Source organism: Campylobacter subantarcticus LMG 24377 (genome assembly GCF_000816305.1).
Classification (GTDB): Bacteria; Campylobacterota; Campylobacteria; order Campylobacterales; family Campylobacteraceae; genus Campylobacter_D; species Campylobacter_D subantarcticus.
Genome location: NZ_CP007773.1, coordinates 1,218,012 through 1,233,319 on the forward strand (window position 1 = coordinate 1,218,012; position 15,308 = coordinate 1,233,319).

At 29.8% G+C, this 15,308-nt stretch carries 19 protein-coding genes; 1 reads left to right on the top strand and 18 read right to left on the bottom strand.

Annotation, left to right across the window (positions count from 1 at the left end):
• Window positions 1–48: 48 nt before the first annotated feature.
• A complete protein-coding gene (locus tag CSUB8523_RS06320; protein ID WP_043019952.1) occupies window positions 49–2,289 on the top strand; it encodes an autotransporter domain protein in 2,241 nt (746 codons plus the stop codon).
• A 50-nt stretch (window positions 2,290–2,339) separates the two neighbouring features.
• Here the strand turns inward: CSUB8523_RS06320 and CSUB8523_RS06325 are convergent, their stop codons facing one another.
• The 18 genes from CSUB8523_RS06325 to CSUB8523_RS06410 form a co-directional block, all read right to left on the bottom strand.
• The gene (locus tag CSUB8523_RS06325) at window positions 2,340–2,666 is read right to left on the bottom strand and encodes an ArsC/Spx/MgsR family protein (protein ID WP_043020414.1); all 327 of its coding nucleotides are present in this window, start codon (window positions 2,664–2,666) and stop codon (window positions 2,340–2,342) included.
• Window positions 2,663–4,003, bottom strand: coding sequence for a class II 3-deoxy-7-phosphoheptulonate synthase (locus CSUB8523_RS06330; protein WP_043019953.1), 1,341 nt, complete (start codon window positions 4,001–4,003; stop codon window positions 2,663–2,665). Before CSUB8523_RS06330 ends, CSUB8523_RS06325 begins: the two co-directional genes overlap by 4 nt.
• A 52-nt stretch (window positions 4,004–4,055) precedes the next feature.
• On the bottom strand, window positions 4,056–4,409 hold the full coding sequence (locus CSUB8523_RS06335; RefSeq protein WP_039664188.1) for a cupin domain-containing protein: 354 nt from the start codon (window positions 4,407–4,409) through the stop codon (window positions 4,056–4,058).
• Between the two features lie 2 nt (window positions 4,410–4,411).
• On the bottom strand, window positions 4,412–4,768 hold the full coding sequence (gene rplS, locus CSUB8523_RS06340; RefSeq protein WP_012661698.1) for a 50S ribosomal protein L19: 357 nt from the start codon (window positions 4,766–4,768) through the stop codon (window positions 4,412–4,414).
• Window positions 4,769–4,779: 11 nt separating this feature from the next.
• Window positions 4,780–5,484, bottom strand: coding sequence for a tRNA (guanosine(37)-N1)-methyltransferase TrmD (trmD, locus tag CSUB8523_RS06345; RefSeq protein ID WP_043019954.1), 705 nt, complete (start codon window positions 5,482–5,484; stop codon window positions 4,780–4,782).
• On the bottom strand, window positions 5,481–6,005 hold the full coding sequence (gene rimM, locus CSUB8523_RS06350) for a ribosome maturation factor RimM (protein ID WP_043019955.1): 525 nt from the start codon (window positions 6,003–6,005) through the stop codon (window positions 5,481–5,483). Before rimM ends, trmD begins: the two co-directional genes overlap by 4 nt.
• Window positions 5,995–6,240: a KH domain-containing protein gene (locus CSUB8523_RS06355; protein WP_043019956.1), complete on the bottom strand. Its 246-nt coding sequence runs from the start codon at window positions 6,238–6,240 to the stop codon at window positions 5,995–5,997. The genes rimM and CSUB8523_RS06355 overlap by 11 nt, the downstream gene beginning before the upstream one ends.
• A gap of 2 nt (window positions 6,241–6,242) precedes the next feature.
• A complete protein-coding gene (rpsP, locus tag CSUB8523_RS06360) occupies window positions 6,243–6,470 on the bottom strand; it encodes a 30S ribosomal protein S16 (protein WP_039664191.1) in 228 nt (75 codons plus the stop codon).
• A 71-nt stretch (window positions 6,471–6,541) separates the two neighbouring features.
• Window positions 6,542–7,879, bottom strand: coding sequence for a signal recognition particle protein (ffh, locus tag CSUB8523_RS06365; RefSeq protein WP_039664192.1), 1,338 nt, complete (start codon window positions 7,877–7,879; stop codon window positions 6,542–6,544).
• 64 nt (window positions 7,880–7,943) lie between these two features.
• Window positions 7,944–8,696 (bottom strand): 23S RNA-specific pseudouridylate synthase, encoded by a 753-nt coding sequence (locus CSUB8523_RS06370; protein WP_043019957.1) that lies wholly within the window; start codon window positions 8,694–8,696, stop codon window positions 7,944–7,946.
• Entirely contained in the window at window positions 8,677–9,861 is a 1,185-nt protein-coding gene (gene waaA / locus CSUB8523_RS06375) for a lipid IV(A) 3-deoxy-D-manno-octulosonic acid transferase (RefSeq protein WP_043020415.1), read from the bottom strand. Before waaA ends, CSUB8523_RS06370 begins: the two co-directional genes overlap by 20 nt.
• A complete protein-coding gene (locus CSUB8523_RS06380; RefSeq protein ID WP_043019958.1) occupies window positions 9,858–10,577 on the bottom strand; it encodes a zinc ribbon domain-containing protein in 720 nt (239 codons plus the stop codon). The genes waaA and CSUB8523_RS06380 overlap by 4 nt, the downstream gene beginning before the upstream one ends.
• Before the next feature lie 12 nt (window positions 10,578–10,589).
• Window positions 10,590–11,315, bottom strand: a complete 726-nt coding sequence (locus CSUB8523_RS06385; RefSeq protein WP_043019959.1) for a Nif3-like dinuclear metal center hexameric protein — start codon at window positions 11,313–11,315, stop codon at window positions 10,590–10,592.
• Window positions 11,305–12,165, bottom strand: coding sequence for a glycine--tRNA ligase subunit alpha (gene glyQ / locus CSUB8523_RS06390; protein WP_039664196.1), 861 nt, complete (start codon window positions 12,163–12,165; stop codon window positions 11,305–11,307). Before glyQ ends, CSUB8523_RS06385 begins: the two co-directional genes overlap by 11 nt.
• The gene (locus CSUB8523_RS06395; RefSeq protein WP_039664197.1) at window positions 12,162–12,668 is read right to left on the bottom strand and encodes a DUF3972 domain-containing protein; all 507 of its coding nucleotides are present in this window, start codon (window positions 12,666–12,668) and stop codon (window positions 12,162–12,164) included. The genes glyQ and CSUB8523_RS06395 overlap by 4 nt, the downstream gene beginning before the upstream one ends.
• Window positions 12,669–12,677: 9 nt before the next feature.
• A complete protein-coding gene (gene purE / locus CSUB8523_RS06400; protein ID WP_043019960.1) occupies window positions 12,678–13,172 on the bottom strand; it encodes a 5-(carboxyamino)imidazole ribonucleotide mutase in 495 nt (164 codons plus the stop codon).
• Window positions 13,169–14,425 (bottom strand): peptidase U32 family protein, encoded by a 1,257-nt coding sequence (locus CSUB8523_RS06405; protein ID WP_043019961.1) that lies wholly within the window; start codon window positions 14,423–14,425, stop codon window positions 13,169–13,171. The genes purE and CSUB8523_RS06405 overlap by 4 nt, the downstream gene beginning before the upstream one ends.
• Window positions 14,422–15,132 (bottom strand): hypothetical protein, encoded by a 711-nt coding sequence (locus tag CSUB8523_RS06410; RefSeq protein WP_043019962.1) that lies wholly within the window; start codon window positions 15,130–15,132, stop codon window positions 14,422–14,424. Before CSUB8523_RS06410 ends, CSUB8523_RS06405 begins: the two co-directional genes overlap by 4 nt.
• Between the last annotated feature and the right edge of the window lie 176 nt (window positions 15,133–15,308).

Genomic DNA, 15,308 nt, shown 5'->3' on the forward strand with positions numbered 1-15,308 from the left:
GGGGGGGTATAATGCTTTTTTCAATTTAAATTTACAAGGAGTAATCAAATGAAACTTTCTTATTACACAAGTAAAGTTTTAATGGGAGTTAGCATTAGTGCTTTATTAAGCGGTGCTGCTTTAGCTCAAGAAATTACTATTGCTGATGGCGATGGTAGTATGGAACAACATTTTGAAACAAATGATGGGCAACATTTTACTTTAAAAAATGATTATACTAATGGCAATTTAACCATAAATATCAACAATACAGATCTACCTAACAGCATAGCAAAAGAAGGCTATGAAGATCTTGCGACAGTGAATATTAATTTAGGTTCTAACGATCTTACTATTAAAAATATTTCACATGGAGATATTTCTACCTATGTAACAAATTATACCATCAATGCTAAAAAAACTGAAGCTATAGATGTAATATTTCAAAGCACAAATGGAAAATCTATCATTAATGGAGATTTTAGTATAAAAGGTTCATCTAATCCTACAGAAGGTGTTTTAGATGATATAAAATCTTCAGCTATTTTAATCGGCGATGGACATGGCCTACAAGGCTCTCTTGAAGTAAATGGAAATTTTACAGCAGATCAATCTACTCTATTTACTATAGGTGGTAATAAAAGTCAAAATCATATACAAGTAAATGGTAAAGCAAATATCACAAATTCAAATTTTTCCATCGGAACAACAAGTTTTGGTAATTTAGCTTTAAATAATTATGTTTTCATGAGTGCAAGTGGTGGATTTAACGAAGATATAACAAGCTCAAACAAAGCTAGTGCAAATATAAGTAAAAGTTTTGAAAGCATTGTAGGTATGAGCAATAAAGACTTAGGGCTTGATTATGAAGTTATAAGAGCTATGGATGTAAAAGACTTTGTTGATTATAAACTTTCTACTAAAGATAATAAGCTTTTAATCAATGGTGGAGCAAATGAAAATGTATTAGATAATAAAAAAGTCTTAGAAAGCGATAAAAAATATTTAACATTAGTTAAAACAGATTTAGAAAAAGCACAAAATGATGAAGGTGCTAATAAAGAAAAAATTAAAGAAGCTATTGCAAAAATTGATGAGCAAATAAAACAAATTCAAGAAATGATTAACAATGCACCAAGTGGAACAATATCTAACGATGATTATGTTAAAAATGATTCTAGTGTTTCAGTTTCTAATAAAGATTTTGTTTCTAAAATTTTAGATGGACTTGCACTCGGTAAAGATTTTAACGCAATAGGTAGTATTAAATTTGATAAAGTCGGAGAACAAGTGACAAATGATATAAAAGATTCAGCAAAGTCCATTTCAAATGTAAATCAAGCCTCATCAGGTATAAACTCGACTATCAATATATCAAATGATGTATCTATAGGTTCTCGTGTAGCTATGTTAAATAATCCTTATGGAAATTATGCCACAAAATTATCTCAAATAAGATTTGCTACTAATGATTATAGAGGAAATTATGTTGATAATTATAATAACAGCATTTGGGGTAATGTTATAGGTGGTGCAAACATCATAGATGGAGATAGTGGTGCTTTATATGGAGCTACTATAGGTATGGATAGAAAAATTAACGATGATGTTATTATTGGTGCTTATTTTACTTATGCAAATGCAAAAATAAAAGATAATCTTTTAACCCAAAAATCAGATAATTTCCAATTTGGTGCTTATTCTAATATCTATATAAGTCCAAAAGTAGAAGTTAATGTTAAAGCATATGCTCAAATTTCTCCAACAGATCAAGATATTATAAATAGAGGATTCAACACTACTAATAGTGCTGATTTTAACAGAAAATTCTTTGGTTTGAGTGCTAATATGGGGTATGTTTTTGATTTTAGCGACAATACTTTATTTATCAAACCTTTCGCTGGAGCAAACTACTACTATGCACACACTCCAAGCTACAAAGAAAATGGAATTGCGGGAAAAGATGTGAGTAGTGCTAGCAACAATTCTATCTCATTAGAACTTGGTGCTGAATTTAGAAAATATATGAGTAAAGAATCATATTTATTTATCACTCCAAAAATAGAACAATATGTAATGAATAATGGAGATGATTATGTAGCGAGTTTAAATGGAGTAGCATTGCCTAGTGTAAAAAGCGATGACAAGAAAAAAACCTATGGACAAATCATTATAGGTGGTAATGTAGATATTAACGAGCAATTTAGCCTAAACGCAGGCGTTGGAGCCAAACAAATACTAGCTGGTAAAACAGATGGTAAAAATGAAACTTATGTAAGTGGTCAAGTAGGCTTCAAATACAAATTCTAAAAAAATATTTTTTGAGAAACTCCTAAATGCTAGAGTAAAACTCTAGCATTTTAAAAATTCTCATATTCTTTAGCTATAAATACTTTATCATCTTTTATAATTAATGGGCGTTTTATGAGTGTTGGGCTTTGTAAAATCATCGCTTTAATTTCACCTTGGTTTAAATTTTGGAGTTTTTCTTTACTTAAGCCTATTTTTCTAGCACTCATACCTACTGTATTTACAAGCTCCAAAACACTTCTTTTACTAAGCCAAAAATCTAAAGTTTTTTCATCTAGTTTTTTAATGTCTAAAAATTCAAATTCAATTTGCTTAGAATTTAAATAATCCATAGCTTTTTTAACACTATTACAATTTTTAATACCATAAAATTTCAACATTTTCTTGCCTTTTTAACTAAGTCTGCTATGATAAATGCTAATTCTAAAGCTTGATCAGCATTTAATCTTGGATCACATTGTGTTTCATAACGTTTAGAAAGTTCTTCTTGAGTGATATTTAAAGAGCCTCCTACACACTCTGTTACATTTTGCCCTGTCATTTCTAAATGCACCCCACCAGGATACACTCCCTCACTCATAGCTATTTCAAAAAATGCACGCACTTCTTGGATGATTTTATCAAATTCTCTTGTTTTAAAATTACCTGATTTAACTGTATTTGCATGCATAGGATCTATGCTATAAAGTATATTAAATCCTTCTTGTTTTAACTCTTTAAATAATTTTGGCAAGGCATTTTCTATCTTATCACATCCCATACGAATGATGAAATTTAACCTTCCTGCTTCATTATGCGGATTTAAAATACTTACTAACTTTTTAATCTCATCTAAATCATAATTAGCGCTAAGCTTAACACCGAGTGGATTTTTTACTCCACTTAAAAAATGCACATGTGCTTCATCTGCTTTTCTAGTACGCTCACCTATCCAAAGCATATGTGCTGAACAATCATAAATTTCCCCGCTTAAACTATCTACTCTAGTTAAAGCTTCTTCATAAGGTAAAAGCAAGGCTTCATGAGAAGTATAAAAGGCTGTTTGAGAAAGATTTGGAGTATCGGTGATGCCACAAGCTTGCATAAAGGCTAAGGCCTGAGTGATTTTTTCACTAAGTTCATCATATTTTCTCCCAAGCTCTGCCTTTTTTAAAAAACCCAAATTCCACTTATGTACTACTCTTAAATCCGCCAAACCACCTCTTGAAAAAGCTCTTAATAAATTTAAAGTTGTAGCACTTTGATAATATGCTTCTAGCATTCTTTTAGGATTAGTTATTCTTGATTTTTCATTAAATTCAAAACCATTGATAATATCCCCACGATAACTTGGAAGTTTTACTCCATCTACTTCTTCAAAATCACTACTCCTTGGTTTTGCAAACTGCCCTGCAACACGCCCTACTTTAACGATAGGACAAGACCCTGCAAAAGTAAGCACTATAGCCATTTGAAGCATAACTTTAAACATATCTCTTATATTATCAGCACCAAAATTTACAAAACTCTCAGCACAATCTCCTCCTTGGAGTAAAAATGCTTGAGAATTTACAACCTTAGCAAGAGATTTTTTTAATTTATCCACCTCACCTGCAAAAACAAGTGGTGGTAATTTTTCTAATTTTTTAACAACATCTTGCAATTCATTTTCATCAGGATATTGTGGTTGTTGTTGAATTTTATAATTTTTCCAAGAATCTTTAGTCCATTTCATAGCTTAACTTCCTCATTTTAGTAAGCTAAAATTATACAAAATGAGCCTTAAATTAAGATTTTAAAACACTTTCAACACGTTCAAGACTATCTTGCTTATATAAAGTTAAGCGCACTATAGAATCTTCTAGTGCTAAAAGATTATGGACTTCATGAGCTTTTAGGGTTATACTATCTAATGTTTTAAGTAGAATTTTTTGGTTTAAAACTCCAAAATCAATAGAACCTTTTAATACTTGTATAGTAATATCAAAAGGTGCTTTATGATCTTTCATAAAGCTATCTTTTGACATAGTTATGCATACTTCTTTAGCATAAGCATTTTCTATTTTCTTAGTTATATTTATGCCATTTTGAATTTCTTGTTCCCAAGAAATTACTTCATATATTTGAGTTCTAAATTTCACTTTTATTTTTTAAGTTCTTTAATACGAGCAGCCTTACCTCTTCTATCTCTTAGGTAGAATAATCTAGCACGGCGTACACGACCTCTTCTTAATACAGTAATACTTTCTAAACTTTCACTATATATAGGGAAAATTCTTTCAACGCCTACATTGTTAGCGCCGATTTTGCGTACGATGAAAGTTTCGTCTACACCATTTCCTCTACGTGCTATACAAATACCTTCAAAATTTTGAATTCTCGTTTTATCACCTTCTTTAATGCGAATAGCAAGTCTTAAAGTATCTCCAGCACGAAATTCTGGAACATTTTTACCTTCAATTTGTTTTTGCTCAAATTGCTCAATGTATTTATTTTTCATAATGATATTCCTTAAAATTTGCGTTCATGCTTTTGATACAAATCAGGACGAAAATATTTCGTTTTGCAAGACGCCAAAGTAGTTTTTAAAGCTGTGATTTTAGCGTGATTTCCCTTTAAAAACTCTGAAGGTACATAAAATTTTTTATTTTCCTTTTCAAAAACAAATGGCTTAGAAAATGACGGGGCTTCTAATAAGTCATTTTCAAAACTTTCTTCACTTAAACTTTCACTATTTCCAAGAACATCTTGAATATTTCTGCTAATAGCATCACACATTACCAAAGACGCTAACTCTCCGCCTGTAAGTATAAAATCACCTATAGAAAATATCTCATTAGCAAATTCTTCCACAATGCGCTCATCCAAGCCCTCATATCTACTACATACAAAACAAATATGATCTTTCTTGCTTAATCTTTTAGCATCAGTTTGCTTAAAAATCTTAGCACAAGGCAAGAGAAAAACAAAATGAACATTTTTATCTTGCTTTTTAATATGCATTAAGCAATCATACAAAGGTTGAGCTTGTAGCAAAAGCCCTGCACCTCCTCCTATTTTATAATCATCTACTTTAAAGTGCTTATTTGTGGTAAAATTTCTAGGATTAACAAAAGCAAATTCTAATATCTCCTTTTCTTTTGCTCTTGCCAAAATAGAAGCTTTAAAATAAGGCTCAATAAGCTCTGGGAATAAACTTACAAAAGTATATTTCATGAATTTTCTAAAATATCTAAAGCAGATTGTGTGAATATTTTTTTATTTTCTACATCAACTTTTTGAATATATTTATCAATATAAGGAATATAAAAGTTTTTAACCTTCGTCTGTAGTTTTTCATCGCATTTTATACAAAATAAAAACCCTGCTCCATTTTCTAAAATATCTTCAACTACACCTAATTTTTGTTCATTTTCAAAAATTTCACAGCCTATAATATCAAAATAAAAATACTCATCTTTTTTTAACTTACAAGTTTCTTTTGTAGTTACAATAGTTTGAAAAAGAGTAATATTGGTTAAGGTTTTGGCAGCATCAATACCCTCAAAGCCTTCAAATAAAACCAAAGATCTAGTTTTATCAAAAGCTTTTATGGTGTAAATTTTTTGATTACCATCAAAAAATTTAGCACCTGCTTTAAATTGCTCATAAAAATCACTAAGATTATGTAATTTTACATAACCTTTCAAACCAACACTTTTCCCAAGTTTAGCAACTTGGACTAAATCATTCTTCAATAGCTTTTACCGTTATACGATATGAAGTTGCATCTTTAACTTTATAAGCCATAATAACTGTTTTTATTGCGTTGATTAATTTCCCATTTTTTCCGATCAACTTACCAGTATCAGTTGGATCAACATAAATGATAATTTCAGCAAAATTGTTTTCTAAATTTTGTTTTTGTATATCAACTTTTTCAGGAAAATCAACAATTAATTTTGCGTATTCTCTTAAAAAATTTTCAACCATTTTTATTTGCTTGTAATAGCTGCTACTCTATCGCTTAATTTAGCACCTACGCTTTTCCAATAAGCTAAACGTTCAGCATCAAATTTTACCACTTCAGGCTCAATCATAGGATTATAATATCCAATGCTTTCTATCCAGCTGCCATCGCGTCTTTTTCTACTATCAGTTACAACTATACGATAAAATGGTCTTTTTTTACGTCCCATTTTTGTAAGTCTGATTACTGTCATTTTAATACTCCTAAAAAAATTAAAATTTTGTTATAGATATTTTAACTCATATATCCATAAAAAAGCTTTAATTATTGTGGTCTTTTAGCTTGCTGCAACATATTCATAAAGTTTTCCATTCCTTTTTTGTTTGAAAATTTCTTTGCCAATTTAGCTGCATTACTAAATTGTTTTAAAAAGCGATTTACTTCCATTTGTGATAAACCAGCGCCCTCTGCAATACGACGTTTTCTTGCATTGTTTAACAAATCAGGATTTTCTCTTTCTTTTAACGTCATTGATGAAATCATTGCCTTAATATGAATAATTTCTTTAGAATTATCCAAGTCAATATCTTTAATATTTGCTGCCATGGATGATAAACCAGGTATCATACCAATAATTGATTTCATACTACCAAGTTTTTTAACACTTTCCATTTGATTTAAAAAATCATTAAAATTAAATTCACCTTTTTTGATTTTTTTATTAAGTTTTTTTGCTTCTTTTTCATCAATAATGGCTGCAGTTTTTTCGGCTAAAGTCGCTAAATCACCCTCGCCCATAATACGATTAACAATTCTATCAGGGATAAATACTTCTAAATCAGCTACTTTCTCACCAACGCCAATAAATCTTAAAGGTACACCAATTTGTTTAGCTATACCTAGCGCAACACCACCTTTAGTATCTGCATCAAATTTACTTAAAATAACCCCTGTAATTTCTAAAGCTTCATTAAAGCTACTTGCGGTTTTAACGCCATCTTGACCACTCATAGCATCAGCTACATAAAATACTTCATCAGGACTTAAAATAGCTTTTACCTCTTTAAGCTCATTCATTAAAGCAGTATCTATAGCTAAACGGCCGGCAGTATCTACAAGTAAAACATCATACATGGAATTTTTTGCTTTTTCTAAAGCTTGTTTAGCTACATTCAAAGGATTACTTTCATTTTCTATGAAAAACAAATCAAGCTCATTAGCTTGGGTAAGTTGTCTTAGTTGCTCTACTGCAGCTAATCTTTGCAAGTCACATGCAGCAATTAGTACTTTTTTATTTCTTAGCTTTAAATAATTAGCAATTTTTACCGTAGTAGTAGTTTTACCACCACCTTGCAAACCACACATCAAAACAACCGTAGGTGGCTTACTAGCAAATACAAAACCTTGATTTTTACCTTTAATACTAAGAATTTCTTCTAAATTTTTCTTAATTGAGTCTAAAAATTGTTTTTGACCTATACCATTAGTCTTTACATCATTTTCTACTAAAGTAAGCAATTCTTTAGTAACTTTATGATGCACATCTGCTTTTAAAAGGGCTTTTTTTAAAGTGTCAAGAGCGTTTTTTAAAGCTTTTTCATCGTCAACAAAACGAAGTTTATTAACTGCGGATTTAAATGACTCACTAACTATTTCAAACACTTTATTTTCCCTTTATTAAAATTTTAAAAAGCTAAATTATAAACCCTTTTAGCTTTAAACGCCTTTAAAAATTTAAATTTTTTATTTCAAAACCGTAAGCATTGAAGCTCTCATCAAGCAAGGCTTTAAATTGATAATCAAAAATATGCGTTTCATAAGAATGCAAATACATTCTTGATGAACTAATTTTTGCATATTTTTCATCACCAATAATACCATGTTTTATATGATTTAAATGCACTCTGATTTGGTGTGTTCTACCTGTTTTAATGACTGCTTTTATTAAGGTTTTTTTAGCATTTACCATTAAAGGTATAACCTGGGTATGGGCTTCTAAACCAAATTTATCAATTTTACTAAAAGCTCCGGATTTATTTTTTATAGTAGTTATTTTTTCACAAATTTCAAGTTCTTCAGCAATTACCCCATCGACAATAGCCAAATAACTTTTATAAACATTTTGTTTTTTGTACTCTTGAATACATTTTAGTCTAAATTCCTCATCTTTGCTTAAAAGCAAAACCCCGCTTGTTTCTTTATCAACTCTATTGACTAATTTAGCATTATAAACACCTTCTAATTTCTCGCTAATTTCCCCATAAGGCTTATTTAAAGCTATGATTTTATCATCTTCAAAAAGTATTTTTGCTTTTTTTATTTTTTGCACAACAAATCTTGTTTTTGAACTCATCAAAGCTCTAGCTATAACAACCTTTTTTCCCATAGCAAAAACACAGCCTTTATCAATCAAATCTTTTGCTGCATTATTGGAAATTTTTTCTTGCATTGCAAGCAATTTATAAGCTTTTTCTTGCATCTAAACCTTCTTTTATACTTAATATAACTTCATTTAAATCATTTTGCTCTTTGACTCGTGCTTGTGATAATTTTTGCCTTAAAAAATCATTTATATCTTTTACACTCTCACAAATATACAAATCATCAACTTCTTGATATAAACTTTCTTGATTAAAATAATATTTCCCCGAGATAATAACATTATTCCATCTAGCCGCTTCTATAGGATTATGCCCACCTATATTATTTACAAAAGAGCCACACAAAAAAACCACATCACTAATCTTATAAAAATTTTCTAGCTCACCCAAAGCATCTAGCAATAAACACTTAGTCTTAAAAAAATTTGCAAAATCATTTTCGCTTAAAGTAAAGTCTGAAAATTTTTGCATATTATAATGATTTTTTTGGCAAAAATCTTTTAAAATCCCCTCAACCTCACCAAAACGCTCTGGATGCCTTGGAGCAATAATCAATTTATCATTTTCTTCTAGTTTAATCTCATCAAGTAACAATTGCTCTTCATTTTCATGCGTACTAGCAAATATAATAATCCTGGCTTTAGGTTTGGAATAATTTTTCATTTGTCCTTGTTTTATATTAGCTTTAATATTTTTATACACTATAACATTTCTAGCGCCTAAATATTCTAACCTTTCTTTATCTTTTTGACTTTGTGCAAACACAACATCAATATATTTAAAAATTAAACGATAAAAAAAGCTAAAACGCTTGTAGTTTTTTAAAGATCTATCGCTAATCCTAGCATTTAATAAAATAACTTTTGCATTATAAAATTTAGCCATCAATACAAGCATAAGCCAAAGCTCTGCTTCAAAAATAATCAAAACCTTACAAGGCCTAATCCAAAAAGGCACAAAAATTTCAAATGGAAAAAAATTTACTTTTTCAGAATGTCTTGAAGCTTCGCAAAAACCGGTTTGAGTAATGGTTGAAATTTTACAGGCTGGAAAAAGTTTTATTAAAGGAATAAGGCTTTTAATCTCACCAAAAGAACAAGCATGAAAATATACATCACCTTGTTTTTGTTTTAAATTTTTGTGAAGAAAAAATCTTGATTTTAATGATACTTTATACTTTTCCTTACAAAAACTTAAAATCAATAGAAAAGGAGCCGCGATTATATATACAATCACAGCAAAAATATAATAAAAAAAAATCAATTTTGATTTTCTTCTTTTTCTTTGTATAAAATTCTTCCACAATGTGGACAAGTTATGATTTCATCACCTTTTAAAACTGCTAGATAAGTTTTATCATAAATTCTCATAAAACAGCCATAGCAAGCATGTTTTTTTACAGGAACTACAGCACTATTTCCCGCCCATTTTCTAATTTTTTCATAAAAAGTTAAAACTTTTTGATTTATTTCACCCATTAGTTTAACTTTTTTATCATAAATTTGCAATCTATCTTTTTCAATATCTACTAAAACAGTTTTAGTTTGAGTATCAATTTGATCCACTTCATTTTCAAGTTCACTTCTTTTAGCTTGCAATTCTTGTATGAATTTTTCTTTATTTTCTAAAATTTTATCTAATCTTTCTATTTCTTCATTTGCTGCATCAAGTTGCTCTTTAGCTATATCTTCTTCGATTTTTAAAGCATTTGCTTCTTTTTCAGTTTTTACTGCAGTACTTTTTTTAGCTATTTCTTTGATTTTTACACCAAATTCTGCAATATGATTATTGTTTTGAATTTTTTGATTTTCTATATCTTTAATATCTTTCTCAAAACTAGCAATTTCCTCTTCAGTTTTATCGAGCAAACTACGCTTTTCTTTTAAATCTTTTGTAGCATCTTCTACTTTATTTGTAAAACCATCAAGTTCTTTATCAATTTGTGATAAAGTTATAAGTTGTTCTAGGTATTTATTCATTGAATTTTTTCCTTAAAAATATTGAAATGGATTTTTTGAAACTAATATTATAACTTCTAAATGAAATTTTTGCAAATCTTTTGCTAAAATTTCACTAAAACAAGATTCGCTTTCATAATGCCCTATATCAATCAAGCTAAGTTTATTGTGATAACTTTCCAAAGCTTGGTGGTATTTAAAATCTCCACTTAAAAAACAATCTGCCTTAACACTAGAAATCAAATCTCCTCCACTACCTGTACATATTGCTAAAGTTTTAATTTTCTCATTACCCGCATTTACAACTCTTATATAATCAAGCTTTAAACTTTTTTTCACATGGGTAATTAAATCACTAAATTTAAAATCAATATCGCAATAAATCAAAAACTCATTTTGCTCTTTGATTTTAAAACCTAAAATTTCATTAGCAAAATAAGCATTTAAATGACTTAAATCAAAATTCGTATGCATAGCAATTAAGGCTATATTTTTTTGCATCATTTTAATAAGAATATTTTGTGGATAAAACGCTCCATTTAAACTTTTTAAACCTTTAAAAATCAAAGGATGATGAACTATAAATAGCGAATTTTCACTCGCATTCTCAATCAAATGCATATCTACATCAAGAGTAAGATAAATTTTGCTTACTTCTTGTTCAAAATCTCCAAGCAATAAGCCACTATTATCCCATGAACTTTGTGTAGAAAACGGACTAATCGTATCTAAATACTCATAAATTTCTTTAATTTTCATCTAAACTTTCTTTATACACCAAGGCACAATTTTTAGATAATTCTCTAATTTTTAACATAAAATCTTGTCTTTGAGTAACAGAAATAGCCCCTCTTGCATCAAGCAGATTAAAAGTATGAGCTGCTAGCATACAATAATCATACGCAGGTAAAGCAAGTTTTGCTTCTAAAGCATTTTTACACTCATTGTAAGCATTTTCAAACTGAATGTTTAAAGTTTTTACATCGCTTACTTCAAAATTATATTTACTAAACTCAAACTCACCTTGCTTATGAACATCTTTATAGGTAATTTTTTCACCGTTAAATTCATTCCAAACTATGTCATATACATTATCAACATCTTGCAAATACATTGCAAGTCTTTCCAAGCCATAAGTAATTTCAGCACTTACTAAATCTACGCTTATACCGCCAACTTGTTGAAAATAAGTAAATTGTGTTACTTCCATACCATCAAGCCAAACTTCCCAGCCTAAACCCCAAGCACCTAAACTTGGACTCTCCCAATTATCTTCTACAAAACGGATATCGTGAGATTTTAAGTCAAAACCTAAATTTTCCAAGCTTTTTAAATATAATTCTTGGATATTATCAGGACTTGGCTTCATTAAAACTTGAAATTGATAATAAGCCCCTAATCGATTAGGGTTTTCTCCATACCTTCCATCTGTTGGTCTTCTACTTGGTGCAACATAAGCTGCAGCCCACGGTTTTTTACCTAAGCTTCTTAAGAAAGTTGCAGGGTGAAAAGTCCCTGCTCCCGCAGGAAAATCATACGGTTGCATAATAGCACAACCTTGTTTTTGCCAAAATTCTTGTAAATTTAATATCATTTGAGAAAAAGTCATTTTTCTTCCTTTAATTCCTCTGGCTTTTCAGATGAGTTTGCGTATAGCTCTACTGTTTTATTCCACATCATTTTATATTTTCTTTTTAGAAATTCTACTTCATTATGAGCATATTTGAGTTGCTCGTTAAGATTTTCAATAGTTTTTCTATCTTCATCATAAAGTTCTTGCATAGAATAAAGTGCATCTTTTAAAAATTTATTTTCACCCTTTAAGGCTTCTAAGGTTTCATCTTTAGCATCAAGTACTTTTTCATGTAGATTTAAAATAGTTCCTATGGTTTTTTCAACAAAACTTTCTCCTGCTAAAGTCATAGAATTTACTATAGCTGGTTGCTTTGAATTCATCGGCACAACACTAAAAGTACCTTGATTTGCTTCAATATAAATTTTACCCTCTTCTTCTTTGAATTTTAAAGCTCCATTTGCCATCATTCCTTTTACTACATCTTCAGATAAATGCACCAATTGACAAAATTCCTTTAATTCCAAGTAAGTTTGCATACACTCTCCTTAAAGAAAAACTTCAATCGCATTTGAATCTTGAATAAGTTTTTCTTGCTGTTTTTTTCTATCTTCTAATAGTTTTTGAGCTAAACTCTCATCTTCGATAGCTAAAATTTGAACCGCCAAATAAGCTGCATTCATTGCACCTGCTTTACCTATAGCCAGAGTTGCTACTGGAATTCCACTTGGCATTTGAACCGTAGAAAACAAAGAATCCATACTTGCTAGATTACTTCCTGGCATAGGTATACCTAAAACAGGTTTTGTTGTATGAGCTGCCACAGCTCCAGCCAAATGTGCTGCCATCCCTGCTGCTGCAATAAAAACTTTCGCGCCTTTTTCTTCGGCATTTTTGATATATTCTTGCGTTCTTTGAGGGCTTCTGTGTGCTGAAGTAATTAAAGCTTCGTATTTTACATCAAATTTTTCTAAAACACCCAAAGCTTCTTTTACGATATCATAATCGCTTTTACTTCCCATTAATATAGAAACAAATTTCATTCAACACTCCTTCTTAAAAAGCTAAATTCTGGAAGCTTAAATGGTAACGTAATTTCATTTTCATTACCACTATGAATTTCGCTAAAATCTTTATTATTTTTAGCTAATAATTGCTTAAAAACTATAAATTTTTTACCATCATTTTCATAGATTAAGCCTAGTTTATTCTCCCCTAATTCTATATTAGAATTAACCGGAGCTAAAATTTCGTATTCTTTTCCTAGCTCTATTTTACCTTTACATTTGAAAAATTCCCCATCCTCGCTAATAGCATGCACTTGATGCGTGCCTTCTTCTATGCTTGTATTATGGTTAATTGAATCAGTTTTTTCATAAGCCCTTGAAACCAAATATCCATCTGTAAAACCTCTATGTTTTAAAGTATGAATTTCTTTTTCATATTTGCTCGCATCGAAAGTATTTTGCAATACATCTTCTACTGCCATTTTATAAGTTCTTGTGGTTAAAGCAGCATAGTACTCGCTTTTTGTTCTTCCTTCAATCTTAAAAGCATGAATGCAGTTTTCTTGCATAATTTTTTGAATATATGAACTTAAATTTAGATCTTTGGAATTAAACACATGTGTACCATTTTCATCTTCTTCTAATCTAAAAAGCGTATTGGTTTCTGAATTTTTTGCATACAATTCATAATTAAAACGGCAATCGTTTGCGCAAGATCCACGGTTACTCATACGTCCACTTTGCACTGAGCTTATTAAACATCTACCCGAATAAGCAAAACACATCGAACCATGCACAAAACTTTCAAGCTCAATATCGCAATTATTTTTTAAATCTTTTGTGTCTTTTAAACCAAGTTCTCTTGCTATAACAACACGCTTAGCTCCCATGTCTTTATAAACTTGAGCATCTAAATAATTTAAAATATTAGCTTGGGTTGACACATGTAGATTAATTTCAGGCGCAAGATCTTTAACTAAACGCATAGCACCCACAGAAGCCACTATAAAAGCATCAGGCTTCATTTCTTTTAATTTTAAAATATGCCTTTTTAAACCCTCAATTTGTGAACTAAAATGAAAACCATTAATAGTTACATAAATTTTTTTTCCTCTTGTATGAGTATAATTAATAGCTTCTTTAAAAGTTTCATAATTAAAATCTCTAGCAGTTCTTGCTCGAAGTGAAAAATTACTCACGCCTGCATAAACAGCATCAGCTCCATAAGCCAATGCTATTTTTAATTTTATAAAATTACCTGCTGGAGAAACTATTTCAGGAATAATCATTTTTTTCCTAAACTTGCGATTAAGGCCTCGATATCATCATTACTTACAACATCTGTAGTTGTATCGCCTTCAATGTGAACAGCAGAACCAACACGTTTTTCATCATCAATTTTACCTTCAAATAGACTGCTCATATATCTACTCAAGGCTCTCATAACATTAATAACACGCTCAATTTTTTGACGATGAATATCTTGATATTGCATTGCATCCATTGCCATCATAACCTCATCTTGTCCGGTTTGCAAGCAACCAGTTATCTCATCGATAATATTTTTAGCATCATTATTAATATCAATAGCTTCTTTAAAGCTAGCTACATTAGGAAATTTTGTATTTAATTTTTCAAAAATTTCTATATTTTTATTTAAAGCATCACTAATCACACAAAGCTGATTTTCCGAATTTGCAAAAAAATCATTGATAACTTCTAGTTTTTCCATCATTTCAGTTGCTTTAATCTCGCTATCTCTTGTCACATCATCAAGTTGATGCACAACTTTATGTTCTTTGCTAGGTGGTGGTGGTGGCCATGCCATATCCGCTCTTGCTTTATAATCACCACTAATCATATCACTAACTATTTGTTTATTTTTTTCTTCATCTTCATAGTCTGTTTCAGGTTTTACTTTTGCACTTTCTTCTACAGAATCAAGATCTAAGTCTTCAGCACTATTCATTAAAGCATCTAATTCTTCTTGAGTCATTGTCACACCTTTTTTTATATAATAAAAAACTAATGTGAGATTATATTACAAAAAAATATAAATCAATATTAATTTTAGTTTTTTTATATAAAATAACATTTTTTTATATTTGACTATAAAAAAAATATTAATTTAAACTTAATTTAAAAAAAAGATACTACAATCTTAAAAAATAA